The sequence below is a fragment of the Flavobacterium sp. 316 genome (assembly GCF_000967805.1).
Classification (GTDB): Bacteria; Bacteroidota; Bacteroidia; order Flavobacteriales; family Flavobacteriaceae; genus Flavobacterium; species Flavobacterium sediminilitoris.
In genome coordinates, this window is sequence record NZ_JYGZ01000001.1 from 48,859 (window position 1) to 69,810 (window position 20,952).

Consider the following 20,952-nt stretch of genomic DNA (forward strand, 5'->3'; position numbering starts at 1 on the left):
TTACAGATAGACTATACAACAGTTAAAAAATTAGTAATTTTCGGGACTAATTCCATTTTTTTGAAAACATATTCCGTTAATAAATACACAAAGGGTTATTATAACGTTTGGAATAATTTTATTTCAGATGCTAAAAATGCTACATTTCTATTTCATAGAGATTATATGGAATATCATAGTGATAGATTTGAGGATTATTCACTTTTAATTTTTGATGAAAAAGATAATTTGAAAGCAATTTTACCTGCAAACAGAGTAGGAAATATTCTTTATTCACATCAAGGATTAACTTATGGAGGATTAGTATTAGAAAAGTTTGTTAAATACAACGAAGTTGATTCTTATTTTAATTCCATTTTTACTTTTTTAAAACAAAATAAATTTGATGAGTTGGTATATAAACCAATTAATATTTTTTATCAAATTAATAAATCGGAAGAGTATCTATTTTCTTTTTTCAAGAAAAATGCTGTTTTGATGAAAAGAGAATTAAATTTATGTATACCATTTAAAGACGATTTTAGAATTTCTAAAAGCAAATTAAAACATTATAGAAAAAATTTAAAATTAAATTTAGAAATAGAATCAACAGGTGATTTTTCCACTTTTTGGAATGAAGTTTTAATACCAAGATTAAAAGAGAAACACAATACCAAACCAGTACATAGTATTGAAGAAATACAATATTTAGCAAATAAGTTTCCAAATAATATTTTCCAATATAACGTTTTCTATGAAGGTGAAATAATAGCAGGACTTACTATTTTTAAGTTTAAAAAGGTATTAAAATCGCAATATGGAGCAACAACTTTATTAGGAGAAAAACTAAGAGCCTTAGATTTTCTATATTTTAAACTTATAGAAAAATATAAAGAAGAATTTGATTTTTTTGATATGGGAACATGTACTGAAACTAATGATTTAGGATATAATGAAGGCTTATTAATGCAAAAAGAAGAATTAGGATGTTCTCTGTTTAATCAAGATACATATAAAATTAAATTATGATAAAATTCCTTGATTTACATAAATTAAACAAACCTTTTGAGATTGCATTTCAAGAAAAAATGAAGCAATTCTTAGATTCAGGCTGGTACATTCTTGGAAATGAAGTGAAATCATTCGAATCTAATTTTGCAACTTATTGTGGAACAAAATATTGTATAGGTGTAGGAAATGGATTAGATGCTTTAGTATTGATTTTTAAAGCGTATATTCAATTAGGAAAATTACAAAAAGGAGATGAGGTTATTGTTCCATCTAATACCTATATTGCTAGTATTTTAGCAATTCTTCAAGCCGATTTAATACCTGTTTTAGTAGAACCTAAATTGGAAACCTACAATTTGAATCCAGATTTAATTCAGACAAAAATAACTAATAGGACAAAAGCCATTTTAGCTGTTCATTTATATGGACAATTAGCCGAAATGAATCAGATAAATGAAATTGCAGAAAAAAATAATTTGTTAGTTATAGAAGATGCTGCACAAGCACATGGAGCTATTTTAGAAGATAAAAAAGCAGGAAACTTTGCAAATGCTGCTGGATTTAGTTTTTATCCAGGAAAAAATTTAGGAGCTTTAGGTGATGCAGGAGCAATTACAACCAATGATAATGCATTGGCAGAAGTGCTTTTTTCTATGCGAAATTATGGTTCTAAAGTAAAGTATGAAAATGAAAGAATAGGAACAAACTCTAGGTTAGATGAATTACAAGCTTCATTTTTAAATGTGAAATTAGCTCATTTAGATAATGAAAACGAAAAAAGAAGGCATATAGTAAAACGGTATCTTTCAGAAATTAAAAATAATGAAATAATTCTTCCTTTGTGGAATGAAAGTGAAAATCATGTTTTTCATTTGTTTGTTATTCGAACAAAAAATAGAGATAGGTTAGCCAAATATTTAAAAGAAAATAAAATTGAAACCATGATTCATTATCCTATAGCTCCACATAAACAAGAAGCTTTAAAGTATATGAATAATATGAGTTTCCCTATTTCTGAAAAAATTCATGATGAGGTTTTAAGTATTCCTTTAAATGGAATTTTGAATGATAACGAAATTCAGATTATAATTGCAAAATTAAATTCGTATCATGAATAAACTAATGGCGAAAATTTATTCTAAAGAATTGTATAAAATTTTTTCAGTAAGTGGAGCTAGAATTTTAATTCAGCTATTGGTTGGTTTCTTGTCTAGTAAGGCTATTGCTTTTTTTATTGGTATAGCTGGTATGGGAGCTGTTGGTTTAGTAAGGAATTTTATTTCCTTTTTTAATAATTTCCTTTTGTTAGGTACACAAAATGGAATTGTAAGTAGTTTAGCTTCTCAGAAAAAGATAAAAAATGAAGAAATATTTATAGTTAGTTTATTTTGGTTTTTTTTATTTTTCTCAACATTAATATCGGTTATTTTTTTTATTTTTTTTGATGATATAAATCAGTATTTTTTTGTAAATCAAATCAAGAGCAAATGGAGTGTGTTTTTATTTGCAATCAGTATTCCGTTTCAAGCTATATCGTTACTTTTTAACTCTGTCTTAAATGGGAAAAGTCAATATAGAAAAGTGGCATCTATTGGAATGATAACAAATGTTTTGGCATTGGTTTTTTCTGTTTTTTTAATGAGTGTATACAAACTTCAAGGAGCAATTACTGGATTAATAATTACTTCAGTTATAATGTTTGTAATTTCAACGTATTATTTTCTTAAAATTTATTCATTTAAAATCTTTTTTAAGCCGTTTCAATTTGTTAAGCAAGAAATATTTCCTTTATTAAACTACAGTTTAATGTCTTTAGTTTCTATTGTTATGTCTTTTGCCTTTTCGTATTATGTACGAATAAAGATAGTTGATGAATTTTCATTAGAATATGCAGGATATTATGAAGCAGTATTAAGAATCTCTGGATTTTACATGATTTTTATAAATACTTTTGTTTCATTTTATTATTTACCAGAATTAGCAAAATGTAGTTCAAGACAAGATGTTATTTCATTAACAAAAGAGTATTATAAAAGTATTATTCCAATTTTTTGTATTGGTCTAATCATTCTTTTATTAGGAATCGATTTTTTTATTCCATTCTTTTTTAATAAAAGTTTTTTAGTTATAACACCATTTGTTAAATATCAGGTTATTTTAGATTTAATGAAGGCTATTTGTTTAATTTTAGGCATTCGTTTTTTTGCTTTTGGAAAAACAAAAGGATTCTTATTAACAGAGATTTTTTCATTTGCAATAAATTTTATGCTTTTTGTAATAGCAATGCGTTTTTTCGATTTTAGAGGTGTATGGTATAGTCAAATTGTGAGTAGTTTTCTTTATTTCTTTATTTTAATTATCTCTTTTAAAATTTATTTTAAGAAAAATAATTTATTTTAATTATGCAGCACAATTATTTGGTTTCTATTTTTATACCTGTTTATAACGGAGAAAAGTATTTAAACGAAACGTTACAATCCATCGTAAATCAAACATATTCAAATTTAGAAATCCTTTTAGTCGATGATTCTTCAACTGATAGTAGCTTAGAAATTTTAAATAATTTTGCTTTAAATGATAATAGAATAAAAGTATTTCAGAAAGAAAATGGAGGAATAGTTCCAAAATCATTTAATTATATTATACCACATTTAAAAGGAGAATTCTTTTATTATTCTTCTCAAGATGATATTTTTTCAATAGATTTAATAGAGAAGATGGTTAATAGGCAAATTGAAACAAAAGCAGATACTGTTTTACCAGATATGGAGTTTTACTTTGAAAATGAAAAGAATAATAAAAAAATTATAGGTTTAAATTTAGACAGAAATGCAGTTTTATCAGGTAGAAGAGCCTTAATAGAGTCTTTAAATTGGAATATACATGGTTTTGCTTTATTTAAAACTAGCTTAATAGAAAATGAGTTTTTTCCAGAAGATGCTTTTGATTCTGATGAATATATTACTAGAAAATTATTTATGCAAAGTAATAAAGTAGTCTTTAGCGAAGGCACATTTTTTTACAGACAAGATAATTCTGAAGCCATTACAAAAACATTTTCAAAGAAAAATTTTTACGTTTTAAAAACTTTTGAAAGACTATATAATTTATTAAAGGAAAATAAAATTGAAAGAGAGTATATATATGAAACACAATTTAATTTTCTAAGAGTTTATCTAAGATTGGCTTCAATATATTCTATCTATGAATTTAAAAATGAAATAGATAGAAGGGAAATTAACCTGTTTTTGTCATCTTTTAAGAAATCAACATTTAATACCGCTTTTTATTTTGATAACTTTTTCTATGCAATTAGTAAGATGAAAGTAAAATTTATATTATTCATGCTCATTTTTAAAATACCATTATTTTTTTATATTGTAAAATTTATATATTCTAAAAAATATAATAAAACAATTTTAAAGTAGCTTTAATCTTATTTTTATTTCTAAAAATAATAATTTAAAAAGGCTGTAAAAATCTTTTGAAGCAATAAGTTTATACATTTCAAATCGCATTCGTCCTAAAACAGCTTTGTGTTCTTTTTTAGTTCTGTTAAGAGATATTATTTTCTCAAAAATAAGTAAAGTAGATTGATGTAGCTGTTTTGTTCTCTTATTGTTTTTTTTAAGAAAATGTGAGCTTAAAGAAGTAGAAAGTTCTCTTTTTTTAGCTAAAACTTCTGGAATATATTCAAAGTTATATAATCTAGAAGCTCTTACCCATAAATCTAGGTCTTCATAAGCAAGGTTTTCATCATAATATCCAACAGTTTCAAACACTTCTTTTTTAACCATAGAAGCAACAGAGCAAATTTTTTCACTTCGACTAATAACCATTTCATATATGTCACCACTCTTAGGATTTTCCGTTTTATCGTAATAAATGGAAATGAAATTATTACTTTCATCAAAAAGTTTAATATTAGCATAAACTACTCCTAACTTTTCAAAACTTGAATTTTGAAAAGTTTCAATTTGTCGTTGAATACAGTTTGGTAATAATATATCGTCTGCTGCTAAATCAATAAAATATTCTCCTTTAGCATATTTAGTTGCATTATTAAAGGTTTTAGTATTACCTAAATTAACTTTATTTGGAATGAATAAAATATCAGGATAATGGATTAACCAATTTTTGATAACTTGTTGTGAATTGTCACTACTGCAGTCATCAGCAATAATTAATTCAATGTTTGGATAACTTTGATTCATTACTGAATTTAAAGCTTCTATGACATAATCTTGATGGTTATAAGAAATACAAATGACACTAATTAAAGGAAAATTTTGCATAGAGATAAGTTCAGTTATAGTATATTTGTTGCGAAAGTAAATAAAGAAGTGTGATTGAGCAAAGTAAAAAATATAAAATTGCCATTGTAGCTTATAATTTAGACATAGGAGGATTATCAAAAGTTATACTAAATTTATTTTCGCTTTTAAATAAAGTAACAAGCATTGAGACTAGTTTATTGTTGTTAGATGATAAAACGGAGAGTAAAGTGTTTGGAGGGATAGTTAATTTTGGAGATTTTACGGATAGAAATTCTTCATTTTTAAATAAAATAAATAAGTATATAAAGTTTAAAAAATATTTAAAAGCACAACAGTTCGATTTCATTATAGATATGCGCTATAGGCTTAACCCAATAAGTGAAATTTTTATTACTAAATTTTTATATCCAAAAGCAAAAATCATTTATACTGTTCATAGTTCTAAAATTGAAACTTATCTTCCTAAGAACACTATTTTGACTAAATGGTTGTATAGTAAGGCATATAAAATTGTATGTGTAGCTGAAGCAAATAAAAAAGTTGTTTTGAAAAAACATCAACTTAAAAACACAACAACAATATATAATCCAATAGATTTTAATGATATTAATATAAAAAGTAATGAAGTTGTATCTTTTAACTTTGAATATATTCTAGCGGTAGGAAGAATAGTTGAATTAAAACAATTTGATAAACTAATAAACTCATACTCTAATTCAATTTTACCAAGTAAAAAAGTTAAGCTAGTAATTGTTGGTGATGGACCAGAATTAGAGAAAATAAAAAATAAAGTTATTGATTTAAATATATCAGATAATGTCGTTTTTGAAGGCTTTTCTAATAACCCTTATAAGTATATGAAAAATGCCCGTTTTTTTATTTTATGTAGCCAATATGAAGGATTTGGTCTTGTTTTAGCTGAAGCTTTAGCTTGTGGGACGCCTGCTATAAGTTTTGATTTAGTTTCAGGACCTAGCGAAATTATTACACATGAATTTAATGGATTATTAGTGGAAAATCAAAATTTTGAAAAATTGACTAAGTCAATTGAACTATTGTATAGAGATGAAAAACTATATACTACATGTAAATCTAATGCAAAGTCGAGTGTCCAGAAATTTTCTTTTGAAAAAATCACTGAGGAATGGTTAAATTTGATGCAAATTACAATAGAATAAAATTCTTTATAAGTAAATATCAGTGTAAAAGGCAATATTATTATAACATTACCATAAGAAAACAAGAATATGAATATAGAAATAATTTCCATTCCTAAAATAGAAGACAGAAGAGGTAATCTTTCAGTTATAGAGAATGAAGTACTTCCTTTTGAAATGAAACGTGTTTATTATTTATATGATGTACCAGCAGGAGTAGAACGTGGAGGTCATGCTCATAAAAAATTGCAACAGTTTTTAGTAGCGCTTTCTGGAAGTTTTGATGTGATTTTAAATGATGGAAGAAAAAAAAGAAAAGTCACTTTAAATAAACCTTTTGAAGGATTATTGATTAAAAATGGTATTTGGAGAGAATTAAAGAATTTTTCTTCAGGTTCTGTGTGTTTAGTTTTAGCTTCAGATGTTTTTGATGAAGATGATTATATAAGAGATTTTGATGAGTTTATAAAAGAGTTTAATTGTAAATTGTAAAATCAACTCCTTTATTTCTTAACCAATGTTTTAATTTTAATAGTTTTCTTAATAGAAAACTTGGTAATAGAAATAATATTTTGGTTTTCAAGGGAATATTTGAACGTTTTACATCTCCCAAATAAAAATTAACTAGCTTATTTTCTTTGGCCATTTTATAGTGAATAGCATAAAAAATCCGATGTAAATCAAGAAATTTTTTTAAATCTTTGTTTTTTATTTCCTCACTTCTAAATTGGTTGAAATTCATTAACTTCATTTGCTTAATATCTTTTTTTGAAAGGCTATTGGGAACATAGTAATTATATATAGCAGTAGTCTTATTATGCAAAGCTATAGGGTATTTAATCGCTATTTTTGTCCATAATTCTAAGTCTTGACCATTTGTTATCTCTTTAGAAAATCCGCCTATTTCCAAAAGTATTTTTTTAGGTATGACTTGATTGAGAGTTATATTAATTTTAAAAGGATAATTAGATCTAAAATAATTTGGAATTATACCATAAAAATTATCTGAAATTTCTTTGAAATATGGGTTTTTAAAATTTTCTTTTGTATTTTGAATTTTATATCTAGAGCAGTATGAGCCACAATTTGGAAAACGATAATATAATTTAACTAATTCTTCTAAGTGATTTGGGAACCAATAATCATCAGCATCTAAAAATGCAATTAGCTCTCCGTTTGCTTTTTCAATGCCTAAGTTTCTTGCAGAAGCAGCTCCTTTATTGGACTGATTAAAAAGAAAAATTCTATTGTCTGAAAAAGTGGTTACTATTTTTTTACTATTATCAGTAGAGCCATCATTTACAATGATAACTTCATAGTCAGTAAAACTTTGATTTAATACAGAATCTAAAGTTTCTTTTATTATTAAATCTTTATTGTATAAAGGTATTACAACTGAAATTAATGGCATATTATATTTTTTTAGCTATTAAAATTTTTTCATTATCAGAAAAGCCAAAATATTTATCTCCCTTTAGTTTTAATATTTCAATTTTAAATCCTGTATTTTGTAACCTTTCTTTTAATCCGTTTATAGAATAGATTCTTACATGGTCTTCTTGTCCAAAATGCTTCAATCGTTCTGCTTCAGTAGTTCTGGTGTAATCTTCATAAATTTCTCCTTCTTTAAAGGGAGTTTGTATGAGTACTGTTCCGTTAGGTTTTAAAACGCGATACAATTCAGTCATTGCTTTTTCATCATCTATAATATGTTCCAAAATATGATAGCATACAATTAAATCGAAAGAATTATTGTCTTTGCTAATATTAGTGATGTTATAGGTTGCATCAGCTATAAAATTACCCGATAAATCGCTAGCAGTATAGTGAATGTTTTTTTGTTTTTTCCAATTTCGATAAAGAGATCTTGATGGAGAAAAATCTAAAACAAAAAGGTTGTTTTTTAAATATTTTGTTGAAAGGATGTTCCAAAGCCTGCGATCTCTTGATAAACTTCCGCAATTTGGACACAAACAATCCTTATTTTCAATTATAACCCATTCTTTAGACTTGAATCCACAAATTATACATTCATGTTTGCTGCCGTGTTTATTTATAGTATAACATTTTCTTAGGAACGGTTCAATTTTAAAAAGCATTTTTTTTGTAATGAAAATACTAACAGTCCTTTTTAAAAATGAATATATACGATTACTTTTTTGAGACATATCTACACCTTTAAACTATACTTATTACAATCCTATTTTTAAAGTACTAATGTAACCAATTCTATACAGGTTAAATAAAAAAAGAGAGGGATTATTACTTAAAACTTGCTTTTTTAGTAAACTTTTAGAAAGAATAAAAAAAAGCTGTACTGGAAAAATTAATTTAGTTTTTTTTAAAAACACATATAGTTTTAGGATAGAAACAAAATTTGAATCTAATTTTTTGCTGTAATAAAGAATTAACACACTTTTTAAACTTTCCTCTGCTTTTTTTAAATAACAATCGTTATCGTCTATGTCTTCATGAAGTATAGGGTTGTCAATATGGTTTATTATTACATTGAGTTTACTTAGTTCATAGGAGAACTGAGTGTCATCATGACCATAAAATTTTATTTCTTTGTCAAACTCTACTTGATCAAAAATAATCTTTTTAATAAGTGTGTTATTGAAAAGTAAAGATTTGAAAGGGCTAAGGATTCTTTTAGAAGCTATTTTATCTTCAATGTATTTACCATATTTCCAGCGTAATTTTTGTTGCTTTGATGGAAACGTTTCTGGGTGTTGTCTTCCACCATAAATAACATCAAATCCAATACAATTATTAAGATAGGTTTGGATGTAATTAGATTGAATTATTTTTGAATCCCCATCAATAAATAGTAGCCATTTAAAGTTAGCTTTTTTAGCAAGAAGATTTCTATTTTGTCTGTGAGCCACATTATTTTCTAAAGAAATAAAAAAACAGTTGTCAAGTGAATTGATTTCTTCATTTATTTTATTTAAAGGAGATTTTGAAGCATCATCTTGACAAATGATTTCATACACTATTCCATTTAGAATACATTGCTTTTGTAACTCTTTGACTAAAGGTAAAGCATTGTGATTATAAATTGGAATTAAAATAGATAACATCTTTAAACCGTTCTTTGTACTACTTCAAAAACTTTTCCACCGTCAAACTTTAGTGTTTTTGCAGGAAATTTTAATAACAAAGCATAATCATGTGTTGCCATAATTATAGTTTTTCCAGTACTATTTATTTTTCGAAGCACTTCCATAACTTCTACACTTGTTTGAGGGTCTAAATTTCCAGTAGGCTCATCGGCTAAAATTAATTCAGGATCATTTAGTAAAGCCCTTGCAATAGCAATTCGTTGTTGTTCTCCACCCGAAAGTTGATGAGGCATTTTTAATTGATAATTTTTCATACCTACCTTGTCTAAAACTTCATCAATTTTAACGTTCATCTCTTCAGTTGCAGTCCAACCTGTAGCTTTTAAAACAAATAAAAGATTTTGCTTAACATTTCTATCAGGTAGTAATTTAAAGTCTTGAAAAACAACTCCTAGTTTTCTTCTCAAATAAGGAATATCTTTTTCTTTTAAATTTCTTAAATCATATCCTACAATGTTTCCTTCTCCTTCTGTCAAAAATAAATCAGCATATAATGTCTTTAAAAAACTACTTTTTCCTGCTCCAGTTTTTCCTATTAGATATATAAAATCTCCATTTGTAACCTCTAAGTTAACATCTGTTAGTATAGGATTTTTCTCTTGAAATACTGTAATTTCTTTTAATGAAAGAATTGTTTGAGACATAGTTTACTAAAGTTTAATTGTGTAAAAGTAATAACTTAGGGCACGCTTTCAAAATTAAAAATTAATTTCAATCGAAAATATTATTATCGTTTATAAAAATGTTTAAAAAAAGTACAATAATATGTTAACTAGCTTCGTTTATAGTTGTAATAAACTTTATATTTGAGGTCAATAAAATACAAGCAAAAATGATAAAAATACTGAAACTTTCCTTATTCTTTTTATTTGTTAGTCCATTAATGGTTTCAGCTCAACAATCTTCAATTTATACACATGATTTGAAAGAGTATGATAGAGCTGTCGCATTGTATAAGGATAAACAATATCAATCCGCTCAAATTTTATTTGAAAGAGTTAAAAAAGAAGTCTCAAATCAGGAAGTACAAGCTGATTGTGCCTATTATATTGCGAATTGTGCTATTCGATTAAATCAAATGGGAGCAGATGACTTAATTGAAAAATTTGTAGAAGATTACCCTACAAGTACAAAACAAAATCAAGCCTATATTGAAGTAGCTCACTATTACTTTGAGCAAGGTAGCTATGCTAAATCATTAGAATGGTTTGATAAAGTAAATGAAAGTTCAATGTCTTACGAAGATCAAGAAAAATATAATTTTCAAAAAGGATATTCTTATTTTACAGCAAAAAATACTACTGAAGCATCAAAATATTTCAATAAAGTATTAAACTCTAAAACATTTGGTAGTCAAGCTAAATACTATTTAGGTTATATGTCTTATGAAACAGATGATTATAATACTGCGAATCAATATTTTGATCAAGTACAAGATAAAGATAAGTATAAAGAGAAAATGGGCTATTTTCAAGCCGATATGAATTTCAAATTAGGGAATTTTCAAAAAGCAATAGATTTAGGTCAAGAGCAAATGCCTAAGTCAAATGCAATTGAAAAAAGCGAATTATCTAAGATTATAGGTGAAAGTTATTTTAATTTAAAGCAATATGATAAAGCATTACCTTATTTGTTAGAATATAAAGGGAAAAAAGGAAAATGGAATAATACAGATTATTATCAATTGGGATATGCTTATTATCAGCAAAAAGATTATGAAAATGCAATTGCTCAGTTTAATAAGATTATTAATGGAAATGATTTTGTAGCCCAAAATGCTTATTATCATTTAGCTGAAAGTTATTTAGAAACAGGTAAAAAACAACAAGCTTTAAATGCATTCAAAACGGCATCAGAAATGGAGTTTGAGCCTAAAATTCAAGAAGATGCTTATTTAAATTATGCTAAATTAAGTTATGAAATAGGAAATCCATATCAATCTGTTCCTGAAATTTTAAATGCTTATTTAGATAAATATCCTAACAACTCTAATAAAGAGGAGATTAATACATTATTAATTAGTTCTTACATTACATCAAAAAATTATGCAGAAGCACTAGTCTTATTAGAAAAAAATAAATCACCAGAAAATAAGTTAGCATATCAAAAAGTAACTTTTTATAGAGGATTAGAATTGTACACAGACAGTAATTATCAAGAAGCATATTCATTATTTAAAAAATCCATTTCGGAAAATAAAGATTCAAAATTTACAGCGCGTGCTACTTTTTGGAAAGCTGAAACAGAATATAATTTAGATCAATATAAAGAAGCAATGCTAAGCTTTAAACAGTTCATGAACTATAATGAAGCAGCATCTACACCAGAATATAAAAATGTGAATTATAACTTAGCTTATTCATACTTCAAGTTAAAAGAATATGACAATGCTATAAAGCACTTTACAGATTTTACCGCTGAGGTAATGAACGATAATGTGAGAAAAACAGATGCTTATCTTCGTTTAGGAGACTGTAATTTTATTTCAGCCAAATATTGGCCTGCAATGGAAGCTTATAATAAAACGATTGAATTAAAAAGTGTTAATTCAGATTATGCGGCCTTTCAAAAGGGAATTAGTTACGGATTTGTAGATAGAAATGATAGAAAAATAGAAGATTTAGAAAAATTTGTAAAAACGTATCCAAACTCGCAATATGCAGATGATGCATTTTACGAATTGGGAAATACTTATGTAAATGAAAATAATGAATCTAAAGCAGTTGCCACTTACGATAAATTAATTACTAATTACAAAACAAGTTCTTATGTAGCAAAAGCAATTTTAAAACAAGGGTTAATTTATTACAATAATAATAAAAGTGATCAAGCATTAACGAAGTTTAAAAAAGTAGCTGCCGAATATCCAGGAAGTCCAGAATCATTAGAAGCAGTTTCTACGGCTAGATTAATTTATGTAGATAGTGGAAAAGTAGATGAATATTCAAATTGGGTTAAAACGCTAAGCTTTGTTGAAGTTTCAAATGCCGATTTAGATAATACAACTTACGAATCTGCTGAAAAACAATATTTAATGAACAATGCAAAACAAGCTATTTCTGGATTTAGTAGTTATGTTGCTAAATTTCCTAATGGAATTCATGCATTAAAAGCAAACTTCTATTTAGCTCAATTATACTTTGCAGATAAGTTAGAATCTAATTCAATTAAACATTATGAATATGTTGTAAATCAGTCAAGAAACGAGTTTACAGAGCAAGCTTTAGCACGTTTATGTCAAGTACATTTAAAAACAAACGATTATGATAAAGCAATTCCTGTTTTAAAGCGTTTAGAAAATGAAGCCGATTTTCCTCAAAATAAAACGTATGCACAATCTAATTTGATGAAATCGTATTATGAAAAAGAAGATTATACAAGTGCTGTTGTTTATGCGGATAAAGTGTTAGCAAATGACAAAATTGATGATAGAATTAAAAGTGATGCTCAAATTATTGTAGCACGTTCAGCAATTAAAACAAATGACGAAGTTAAGGCAAAACAAGCTTATGCTGATTTATTAAAAATTGCAAAAGGAGAATTAGCAGCAGAAGCGCTATATTATGATGCATATTTCAAAAATAAAGAAGAAAAATTTGAAGCTTCAAATAAAGTAGTTCAGAAAATCGCAAAAGATTATTCAGGATATAAATATTACGGAGCAAAAGGATTAGTGATAATGGCTAAGAATTTTTATGGATTAAAAGACAGTTTTCAAGCAACTTATATTTTGGAAAGTGTAATTAAGAATTTCTCAGATTATCCAGATGTTGTAGAGGAAGCTAAAACAGAATTAAATAAAATTAAAACTGAAGTGTCTAAAACAAATTCATCAGTAACTAATTAGTATAAAATATAAAAAAGAATAAAAAGAAAAATTTAGAATATATTCTATTTTCTTTTATCCAAAAATAATAAATATGAACAAAGTCAAAATATATTTATCACTAGCAATCCTTACTTTAGTAACACAAATATCTTTCTCACAGGTAAAAGACGAAAATATAGGTTCTGAAGTAGTAAATATTGTAAAACCATATACTCCAACAATATCTGATGCTTTTAAAGTAAAAGAAACACCAGTAATGGAAGACGATGAAAGTATGAATAAAGAAACAATTCAATATAATATTTTCTCATTTCCAGTAGCTTCAACTTTCACACCAGCAAAAGGAAAAGCAGCATCTGTAGATAAAGCAGAAAGAGAGAAAATATTTCGTAATTATGCAACACTAGGATTTGGGAACTATTCAGCAGTAAATGCAGAATTATTTGTGACAGAAAATTTTGGAAGAAATAGCTATGTAGGAGGAATGTTACGTCATTTATCTTCTCAAGGAGGAATAAAAGACTTAGTATTAGACGATAAATATTATAATACAAGCTTAGATATTACCTATGGAACACGTGAACGAGACTTGAGTTGGAATGTAGATTTAGGTATTAAAAACCAAATTTATAATTGGTATGGTTTACCAACAAAGAATATCGTTTTTGATGAAGCAACAATAAAAGAAATCGATCCAAAACAATCTTACAACACTATTGCTTTAGGTGGAAAATTAAATTTAGAAAACAGCTTTTTTAATGAAGCGAGTTTACTCTTTAAACGATTTTCTGACGGATTTGGTTCAGGAGAAAACCGTTTTTATGTGAAGCCAAATTTTGATTTTGATGTTGTAAATCAAAAAATAAAAGCAAATTTTATATTAGATTATGTAGGTGGTAAATTTGAAAAAGATTATACTGCTTCAAATGAAATTAAATATAGCAATGTTATCTTCGGAACTAAGCCAAGCATCTTATATCAACAAGACGATTTATCAGTACAGCTTGGAGCAGGAATATTTTATACAACAGGAAAAATAAATGGTGAAAGTGATAGTAAATTGTTTGTTTATCCAAATGTAAAAGCATCTTATAAAATTGTTGGTGATGTATTAATAGGATATGCTGGAGCTGAAGGTGGTTTAAATCAAAATTCGTATGCTGATTTTGTAGATCAAAGTCCTTTTGTTTCTCCAACACTTTTTGTTGCACCAACAGATAATAAATATGATATTTATGTAGGATTAAAAGGGAAATTAGCTAATACTGTAGCTTTTAATATAAGAGGATCATTTAATAATGAAGATAATAAACCTCTATTCATGAGTAATGAATACGTTTTTCAGAATGCAAATACAGAAGGTTATACATATGGAAACTCTTTCAAAGTAGTGTATGATAATGTTAAAACAGCAAGTTTTTTTGGAGAAATTAAAGCCGATTTTTCTAAAAATGTATCATTAGGAATTAATGGAACTTATAATAATTATACAACAGACGAAGAATCAGAAGCATGGAATTTACCACAGTTGAAAGTAGGAACAACATTAGATTTTGATATTAATGAAAAATGGTATGCTGGTGTAAATGTGTTTTTTGTGGGAGAACGAAAAGATAGAGTTTCAGTTCAGAGCTTAGCGGCAGTTTTTCCTCCAGAATTTCAACCACAAGATGTAACTTTAGATAGTTATTTCGATTTAAATGCTCATGTCGGATATAAATATAATGACAGATTAACTGCGTTTTTAAGAGGAAATAATTTAGCAAATCAACAATATAATCGTTGGACAAACTTTCCAGTACAAGGTGTTCAAGTGCTTTTAGGAGCTAATTATAAATTTGATTTTTAGAATTGAAAAGTAAACAAGTTATAGTTGTAAACTTTCTTTTTTTAGTCGTAAAAAAGAGAATAAGAACGATTTTTTGTCAGAATTTGAGAGTGTTTTTAAAAGCTAATTTATAAATATGAACCTTAAACAAAAAATGTACAATCATTATTGTAATTTATTAGAAGAAAAAATAAAAACACTTCGTAATAGAATTGCTGATTTGGCAGAAGACGCTCAAAATGATGCAAAAGGTTCAGCAGGCGATAAGCATGAAACAGCTCTGTCTATGATGCATTTAGAGCAAGAAAAATTAAATCATAACCTGAAAGAAGTTTTAGATCAAAAAAGTATATTAGAAAATATTGATGTTACCCTTGTAAATAAATACATTGGCTTAGGAAGCTTAATTTACACAGATAAATTTATTTTCTTTATAAGTTTAGCTTTACCAAAGATTGAAGTTGATGGAAAAGAAATAATAGCATTGTCTTTACATTCACCATTAGGAAAAGAAATGAAAGGGAAAAAAAAGGAAGAAACCTTCACTTTTAATAAAACAAACCATAAAATTGTAAAAATAGAATAATTAAAAACCACTTGTAAAGTGGTTTTTTTATGATTTGTAACCAATACCATGTGTTTTTATCATTTTAGTTTAAATTTTAATTATAATTTAGATATTTTGGTTATAATTTGTAATTAAAATTAAGTTTATGATTTATATTTAGTACTTAAATACTCAAATTTGCTTTGTTAATGAAACAGAAACAAAGTATTAAAAATAAATTATAAAGTTATGTGTGGAATTTTAGCCATTATAGGAAAAGGAAAAGAAGAAGCTTTAGTGCAACAATTATCAAAGCGAATGAGTCATCGTGGACCAGATGAAAGTGATATTCATGTTACGGAAAACGGACACATACTTTCACATGAAAGATTATCAATTGTAGACTTGCATACAGGGAAACAACCTATTCAAGGTACATCATCTGCTTGGATGGTGCATAATGGTGAAATTTATAATCATAGTGCTTTAAGAGAAACGGTCTTGAAACATCACACTTTTAGAACAACTTCAGATTCAGAAGTAATTGTTCATTTATATGAAGAATTTGGATATGACTTTTGCGACTATTTAGATGGAATGTTTGCTTTTGTAGTGGTAGATGGAGATGATTTTATAGTAGGAAGAGATCCATTAGGAATTAAACCATTATATTATGGTATTGATGAAAGGGGAAGATACTATTTTGCAAGTGAAATGAAATCAATAGCAGATCAATGTAAAACATTTTCCACTTTTCCACCAGGACATTATTATACAAATAAAACAGGTTTTGTAAAATATTATAAACCTGAATGGGAAGACGATTTAAAAGCAGTAGAAGAATTAGACTATACAGCAATCAAGGAAACACTAACAGAAGCAGTTCGTAAAAGATTAATGGCAGATGTTCCATTTGGAGTTTTACTTTCAGGAGGATTAGATTCATCATTGACATCTTCAATTGCAAAACGATTGTTGGGAGATTCGCAAACGCTTCATTCATTCTCAATTGGTTTAGATGAAAATGCTCCAGATTTAGTTGCAGCAAGAAAAGTTGCTGAATTTTTAGGAACAGAACATCATGAAGTATATTTTTCAATTGAAGAAGGAATTAAAAATATTGAGAACCTTATTTGGCACTTAGAAACTTATGATGTTACTTCTATTAGGGCAAGTACACCAATGTATTTTATGTCTAAAAAGATTACCGATTTAGGAATTAAAATGGTATTGTCTGGTGAAGGAGCAGATGAAATATTTGGAGGGTATTTGTATTTTAGAAATGCTCCATCTTCAGAAGATTTTCAAAAGGAAACAATTGAAAGAGTTCAAAAATTATTTACAGCCGATTTATTAAGAGCCGATAAATCGACAATGGCTCATGGATTAGAAGCACGTGTGCCATTTTTAGATAAAGAGTTTTTAGAATTGGCAATAAAAATTAGACCAGAAGAAAAACAACCGAAAAGATATAAAGGAATTGAAAAATATATATTAAGAAAAGCATTTGATACAAAAGAGCAACCTTATTTACCAGATGAAGTTTTATGGAGACAAAAAGAACAATTCTCTGATGGAGTTGGGTATAATTGGATAGATCAATTAATAGAATATTGTACAACACAAGTATCTGATGTGGAATTTGCAAAAGCTAAAGATTTATTTCCATATAATACGCCTACAAGTAAAGAAGCTTTTTATTATAGAACCATTTTTCATAAACATTTTCCACAGGAAAGTGCTGCGCAAACAGTAAGAAAATGGATTCCAAAATGGCAAGAAAATCAAGACCCAAGTGGTAGAGCAAATGCAGCACATGTACAAGCAGATATTGAAATTGCAAAAGAAAAAGAAATAGTTTAAAATTTTGAATATGATTTGTTTTTGAAACGTCAGCTATATTAGTTGACGTTTTTTTATTTTTAATCGCTTAAAACCCTCTTAAAATGAAAATTTTCAACATTTGTTAATAACTTATGCCTAAAAACAAAACTAAAGGAAGATAAATTTTTATATAATGGTTATATTTGTCTGTTTAATAATAACCAGTCTTTTTTAAGAATTAAAATATGAGTGAAGAAGTAAAGAAAAACAATTATTCAGCCGACAGTATTCAGGCTTTAGAAGGAATGGAGCATGTTAGAATGCGACCTTCTATGTATATTGGAGATACTGGAGTTAGAGGTTTACATCATTTAGTATATGAAGTTGTTGATAATTCAATTGATGAAGCTTTAGCTGGACATTGTGATACTATATCTGTATTTATAAATGAAGATAATTCTATTTCGGTTGAAGATAATGGTCGTGGTATTCCTGTAGATATTCATAAGAAAGAAGGAATCTCTGCTTTGGAAGTTGTAATGACTAAAATTGGAGCAGGAGGTAAGTTTGATAAAGATTCATATAAAGTTTCTGGAGGACTTCATGGTGTAGGTGTATCATGTGTAAATGCATTGTCTGATAATCTAAGAGCAACTGTATATAGAGACGGGAAAATTTGGGAACAAGAATATGAAAAAGGAAAATCTTTATATCCTGTTAAACAAATTGGAACAACAGAGAAAAGAGGTACAATGGTTACATTTAAACCAGATGCTACAATTTTTACTCAAACATTAGAATACTCTTATGATACTTTAGCAGCTCGTATGCGAGAGTTATCGTTTTTGAATAAAGGGATTACAATTACATTAACAGATAAGAGAAATAAAGATAAAGAAGGAAACTTTATATCAGAAATTTTTCATTCTAAAGAAGGATTAAAAGAATTCGTTAAATTTTTAGATGGCAATAGAGTGCCAATCATTAGTCATGTTATTAGCATGGAAAATGATAAAGGAGAAATTCCTGTTGAGGTCGCTTTAATTTATAATGAAAGTTATAATGAAAATATCTTTTCTTATGTAAATAATATTAATACTCACGAAGGAGGAACGCATTTACAAGGTTTTCGTATGGGATTAACCCGAACTTTGAAAAAATATGCAGATGCTTCTGGGTTATTAGATAAATTAAAGTTTGAAATATCAGGTGATGATTTCCGTGAAGGTTTAACGGCTATTATTTCTGTAAAAATACAAGAACCTCAATTTGAAGGTCAAACTAAAACAAAATTAGGAAATAGAGAAGTTGTTTCTCCTGTTTCTCAGGCAGTAGCAGAAATGCTTGAAAATTATTTGGAAGAGAATCCTAATGATGCAAAAATTATTGTTCAAAAAGTAATTTTAGCAGCTCAAGCACGTCATGCAGCTAAAAAAGCTAGAGAAATGGTACAACGTAAAACCGTTATGGGCGGTGGAGGTTTACCAGGGAAACTTTCTGATTGTTCTGAACAAGATCCTGCAAAATGTGAAATTTTCCTTGTTGAGGGAGATTCGGCAGGTGGTACTGCAAAACAAGGACGAGATAGGATGTTTCAAGCTATTTTGCCATTAAGAGGTAAGATTTTGAACGTTGAAAAAGCAATGCAGCATAAAGTCTTTGAAAATGAAGAAATTCGTAATATTTTTACTGCATTAGGCGTAACTGTTGGTACAGAAGAAGATAGTAAAGCTTTAAATCTTTCAAAATTAAGATATCATAAAGTAGTAATCATGTGTGATGCCGATGTCGACGGTAGTCATATCTCAACACTTATCCTAACATTCTTCTTCAGATATATGAAAGAATTGATTGAAGGAGGACACGTATATATTGCTGCACCACCTTTGTACTTAGTGAAAAAAGGAAATAAAAAAGAATATGCTTGGAATGATAATCAACGTGATAAAATTGCAATGCAAATGGGTGGAGGTGTAAACATTCAGAGGTATAAAGGTCTTGGAGAGATGAATGCTGAACAGTTATGGGATACAACTCTTAATCCAGATTTTAGAACACTACGCCAAGTAACAATAGATAGTTTATCTGAGGCGGATAGAGTGTTTTCAATGTTAATGGGAGATGAAGTTCCTCCTCGTAGAGAGTTTATTGAGAAAAATGCAGCTTATGCTAAAATTGATGTTTAGTATAGCTATAAATAAATAACAGTTAGGCATCTTATATAAGGTGCCTAACTGCTTAAAAAAAGGATATAAAAATAAAAGAGTTAAGTTTTGTTGAACTTTCATCTTTTAGCTAAAATTATATAACAAACTTGCTTTGCAAAGTTCATTTGCTTTTGGTAAATTTGCGAGAGTTAATAAAAAAATAGTAAATAACAACATACAAAAAAAATAAAATGAAAGTAACTATAGTAGGTGCAGGAAATGTAGGTGCAACATGTGCAGATGTAATTTCATATAGAGGAATTGCAAGTGAAGTAGTATTATTAGATATCAAAGAAGGATTTGCAGAAGGAAAAGCAATGGATATCATGCAATGTGCTACAACTACAGTTTTTAATACAAAAGTTTCAGGAAGTACAAATGATTATTCAAAAACAGCAGGGAGTGATGTAGTAGTAATTACTTCGGGTATTCCTAGAAAACCAGGAATGACTCGTGAAGAATTAATAGGAATTAATGCTGGAATTGTAAAATCAGTTGCGGAAAATGTATTAACTCACTCACCTAATGCAATTATTGTTGTGGTTTCTAACCCAATGGATACTATGACTTATTTAACATTAAAAGCAACAGGTTTGCCAAAGAATAGAGTAATAGGTATGGGAGGAGCTTTGGATAGCTCTCGTTTTAAATACTTTTTATCTCAAGCATTACAAAAACCAGGAAATGATGTACAAGGAATGGTTATAGGTGGTCATGGTGATACAACAATGATTCCTTTAACAAGATTAGCATCTTATAATGGTTCTCCAGTTTCAAACTTCTTATCACAAGAAGAATTAGACAAAGTAGCAGCTTCTACAATGGTAGGTGGTGCAACATTAACAGGTTTGTTAGGAACATCAGCATGGTATGCACCTGGAGCATCAGTAGCTTATTTAGTAGATAGTATTTTAAATGATCAAAAACGTATGATACCTTGTTCAGTAATGTTAGAAGGAGAATATGGACAAAATGATATTTGTATTGGAGTACCATGTATTATAGGGAAAAATGGAGTAGAGGAAATTGTAGACGTACAATTAAATGATACTGAAAAAGCATTATTTGCTAAGAGTGCAGACGCAGTTCGTAATATGAATGCAGACTTAAAAGCAGTTTTGTAATATATAAAAAAGGAATAAAAAAAACTGTCAAATAAAATGACAGT

The 20,952-nt window shown here is 27.6% G+C and carries 17 protein-coding genes; 12 read left to right on the forward strand and 5 right to left on the reverse strand.

Annotated features, from left to right (window positions below; translation table 11 throughout):
* Positions 1-60 precede the first annotated feature (60 nt).
* The 4 genes from SY27_RS00235 to SY27_RS00250 are packed head-to-tail and all read left to right on the forward strand — an operon-like array spanning position 61 to position 4,418.
* On the forward strand, positions 61-1,008 hold the full coding sequence (locus SY27_RS00235) for a hypothetical protein (RefSeq protein ID WP_045967411.1): 948 nt from the start codon (positions 61-63) through the stop codon (positions 1,006-1,008).
* Entirely contained in the window at positions 1,005-2,108 is a 1,104-nt protein-coding gene (locus SY27_RS00240) for a DegT/DnrJ/EryC1/StrS aminotransferase family protein (RefSeq protein WP_045966351.1), read from the forward strand. Before SY27_RS00235 ends, SY27_RS00240 begins: the two co-directional genes overlap by 4 nt.
* Positions 2,101-3,390 carry an oligosaccharide flippase family protein gene (locus tag SY27_RS00245; RefSeq protein ID WP_045966352.1) on the forward strand — a complete coding sequence of 430 codons (1,290 nt, stop codon included), beginning with the start codon at positions 2,101-2,103 and terminating at the stop codon, positions 3,388-3,390. The genes SY27_RS00240 and SY27_RS00245 overlap by 8 nt, the downstream gene beginning before the upstream one ends.
* Before the next feature lie 2 nt (positions 3,391-3,392).
* On the forward strand, positions 3,393-4,418 hold the full coding sequence (locus SY27_RS00250) for a glycosyltransferase family 2 protein (RefSeq protein WP_045966353.1): 1,026 nt from the start codon (positions 3,393-3,395) through the stop codon (positions 4,416-4,418).
* On the opposite strand, the gene SY27_RS00255 is transcribed toward SY27_RS00250, so the two are convergent.
* Positions 4,410-5,285 carry a glycosyltransferase gene (locus SY27_RS00255; protein ID WP_045966354.1) on the reverse strand — a complete coding sequence of 292 codons (876 nt, stop codon included), beginning with the start codon at positions 5,283-5,285 and terminating at the stop codon, positions 4,410-4,412. The genes SY27_RS00250 and SY27_RS00255 overlap by 9 nt on opposite strands.
* Before the next feature lie 50 nt (positions 5,286-5,335).
* On the opposite strand from SY27_RS00255, the gene SY27_RS00260 reads away from it, so the two are divergent.
* On the forward strand, positions 5,336-6,445 hold the full coding sequence (locus SY27_RS00260; protein WP_045966356.1) for a glycosyltransferase: 1,110 nt from the start codon (positions 5,336-5,338) through the stop codon (positions 6,443-6,445).
* Between the two features lie 69 nt (positions 6,446-6,514).
* Positions 6,515-6,916 (forward strand): FdtA/QdtA family cupin domain-containing protein, encoded by a 402-nt coding sequence (locus SY27_RS00265; protein ID WP_045966358.1) that lies wholly within the window; start codon positions 6,515-6,517, stop codon positions 6,914-6,916.
* Here the strand turns inward: SY27_RS00265 and SY27_RS00270 are convergent.
* The 4 genes from SY27_RS00270 to SY27_RS00285 all read right to left on the reverse strand — a co-directional run bounded on the left by SY27_RS00270 (position 6,900) and on the right by SY27_RS00285 (position 10,193).
* Positions 6,900-7,835 carry a glycosyltransferase family 2 protein gene (locus SY27_RS00270; protein ID WP_052705039.1) on the reverse strand — a complete coding sequence of 312 codons (936 nt, stop codon included), beginning with the start codon at positions 7,833-7,835 and terminating at the stop codon, positions 6,900-6,902. The genes SY27_RS00265 and SY27_RS00270 overlap by 17 nt on opposite strands.
* A gap of 1 nt (position 7,836) precedes the next feature.
* On the reverse strand, positions 7,837-8,523 hold the full coding sequence (locus tag SY27_RS00275; protein ID WP_235270869.1) for a class I SAM-dependent methyltransferase: 687 nt from the start codon (positions 8,521-8,523) through the stop codon (positions 7,837-7,839).
* Positions 8,524-8,616: 93 nt separating this feature from the next.
* Positions 8,617-9,507: a glycosyltransferase family 2 protein gene (locus SY27_RS00280; protein WP_045966360.1), complete on the reverse strand. Its 891-nt coding sequence runs from the start codon at positions 9,505-9,507 to the stop codon at positions 8,617-8,619.
* 2 nt (positions 9,508-9,509) lie between these two features.
* The gene (locus SY27_RS00285; protein WP_045966362.1) at positions 9,510-10,193 is read right to left on the reverse strand and encodes a cell division ATP-binding protein FtsE; all 684 of its coding nucleotides are present in this window, start codon (positions 10,191-10,193) and stop codon (positions 9,510-9,512) included.
* A gap of 188 nt (positions 10,194-10,381) precedes the next feature.
* On the opposite strand from SY27_RS00285, the gene SY27_RS00290 reads away from it, so the two are divergent.
* The 6 genes from SY27_RS00290 (at position 10,382) to mdh (ending at position 20,908) form a co-directional block, all read left to right on the forward strand.
* Complete coding sequence (locus SY27_RS00290) at positions 10,382-13,396, forward strand: tetratricopeptide repeat protein (protein WP_152640663.1); 3,015 nt, start codon at positions 10,382-10,384, stop codon at positions 13,394-13,396.
* A 73-nt stretch (positions 13,397-13,469) separates the two neighbouring features.
* Positions 13,470-15,227, forward strand: coding sequence for a TonB-dependent receptor (locus SY27_RS00295; protein ID WP_045966364.1), 1,758 nt, complete (start codon positions 13,470-13,472; stop codon positions 15,225-15,227).
* Positions 15,228-15,360: 133 nt separating this feature from the next.
* Positions 15,361-15,792: a hypothetical protein gene (locus SY27_RS00300; RefSeq protein WP_235270870.1), complete on the forward strand. Its 432-nt coding sequence runs from the start codon at positions 15,361-15,363 to the stop codon at positions 15,790-15,792.
* Between the two features lie 210 nt (positions 15,793-16,002).
* Positions 16,003-17,616, forward strand: coding sequence for an asparagine synthase B (asnB, locus tag SY27_RS00305; protein ID WP_045966368.1), 1,614 nt, complete (start codon positions 16,003-16,005; stop codon positions 17,614-17,616).
* 206 nt (positions 17,617-17,822) lie between these two features.
* Positions 17,823-19,763 (forward strand): DNA topoisomerase (ATP-hydrolyzing) subunit B, encoded by a 1,941-nt coding sequence (gene gyrB / locus SY27_RS00310; RefSeq protein ID WP_045966369.1) that lies wholly within the window; start codon positions 17,823-17,825, stop codon positions 19,761-19,763.
* Between the two features lie 212 nt (positions 19,764-19,975).
* Positions 19,976-20,908 carry a malate dehydrogenase gene (gene mdh / locus SY27_RS00315; protein WP_045966371.1) on the forward strand — a complete coding sequence of 311 codons (933 nt, stop codon included), beginning with the start codon at positions 19,976-19,978 and terminating at the stop codon, positions 20,906-20,908.
* Positions 20,909-20,952 lie beyond the last annotated feature (44 nt).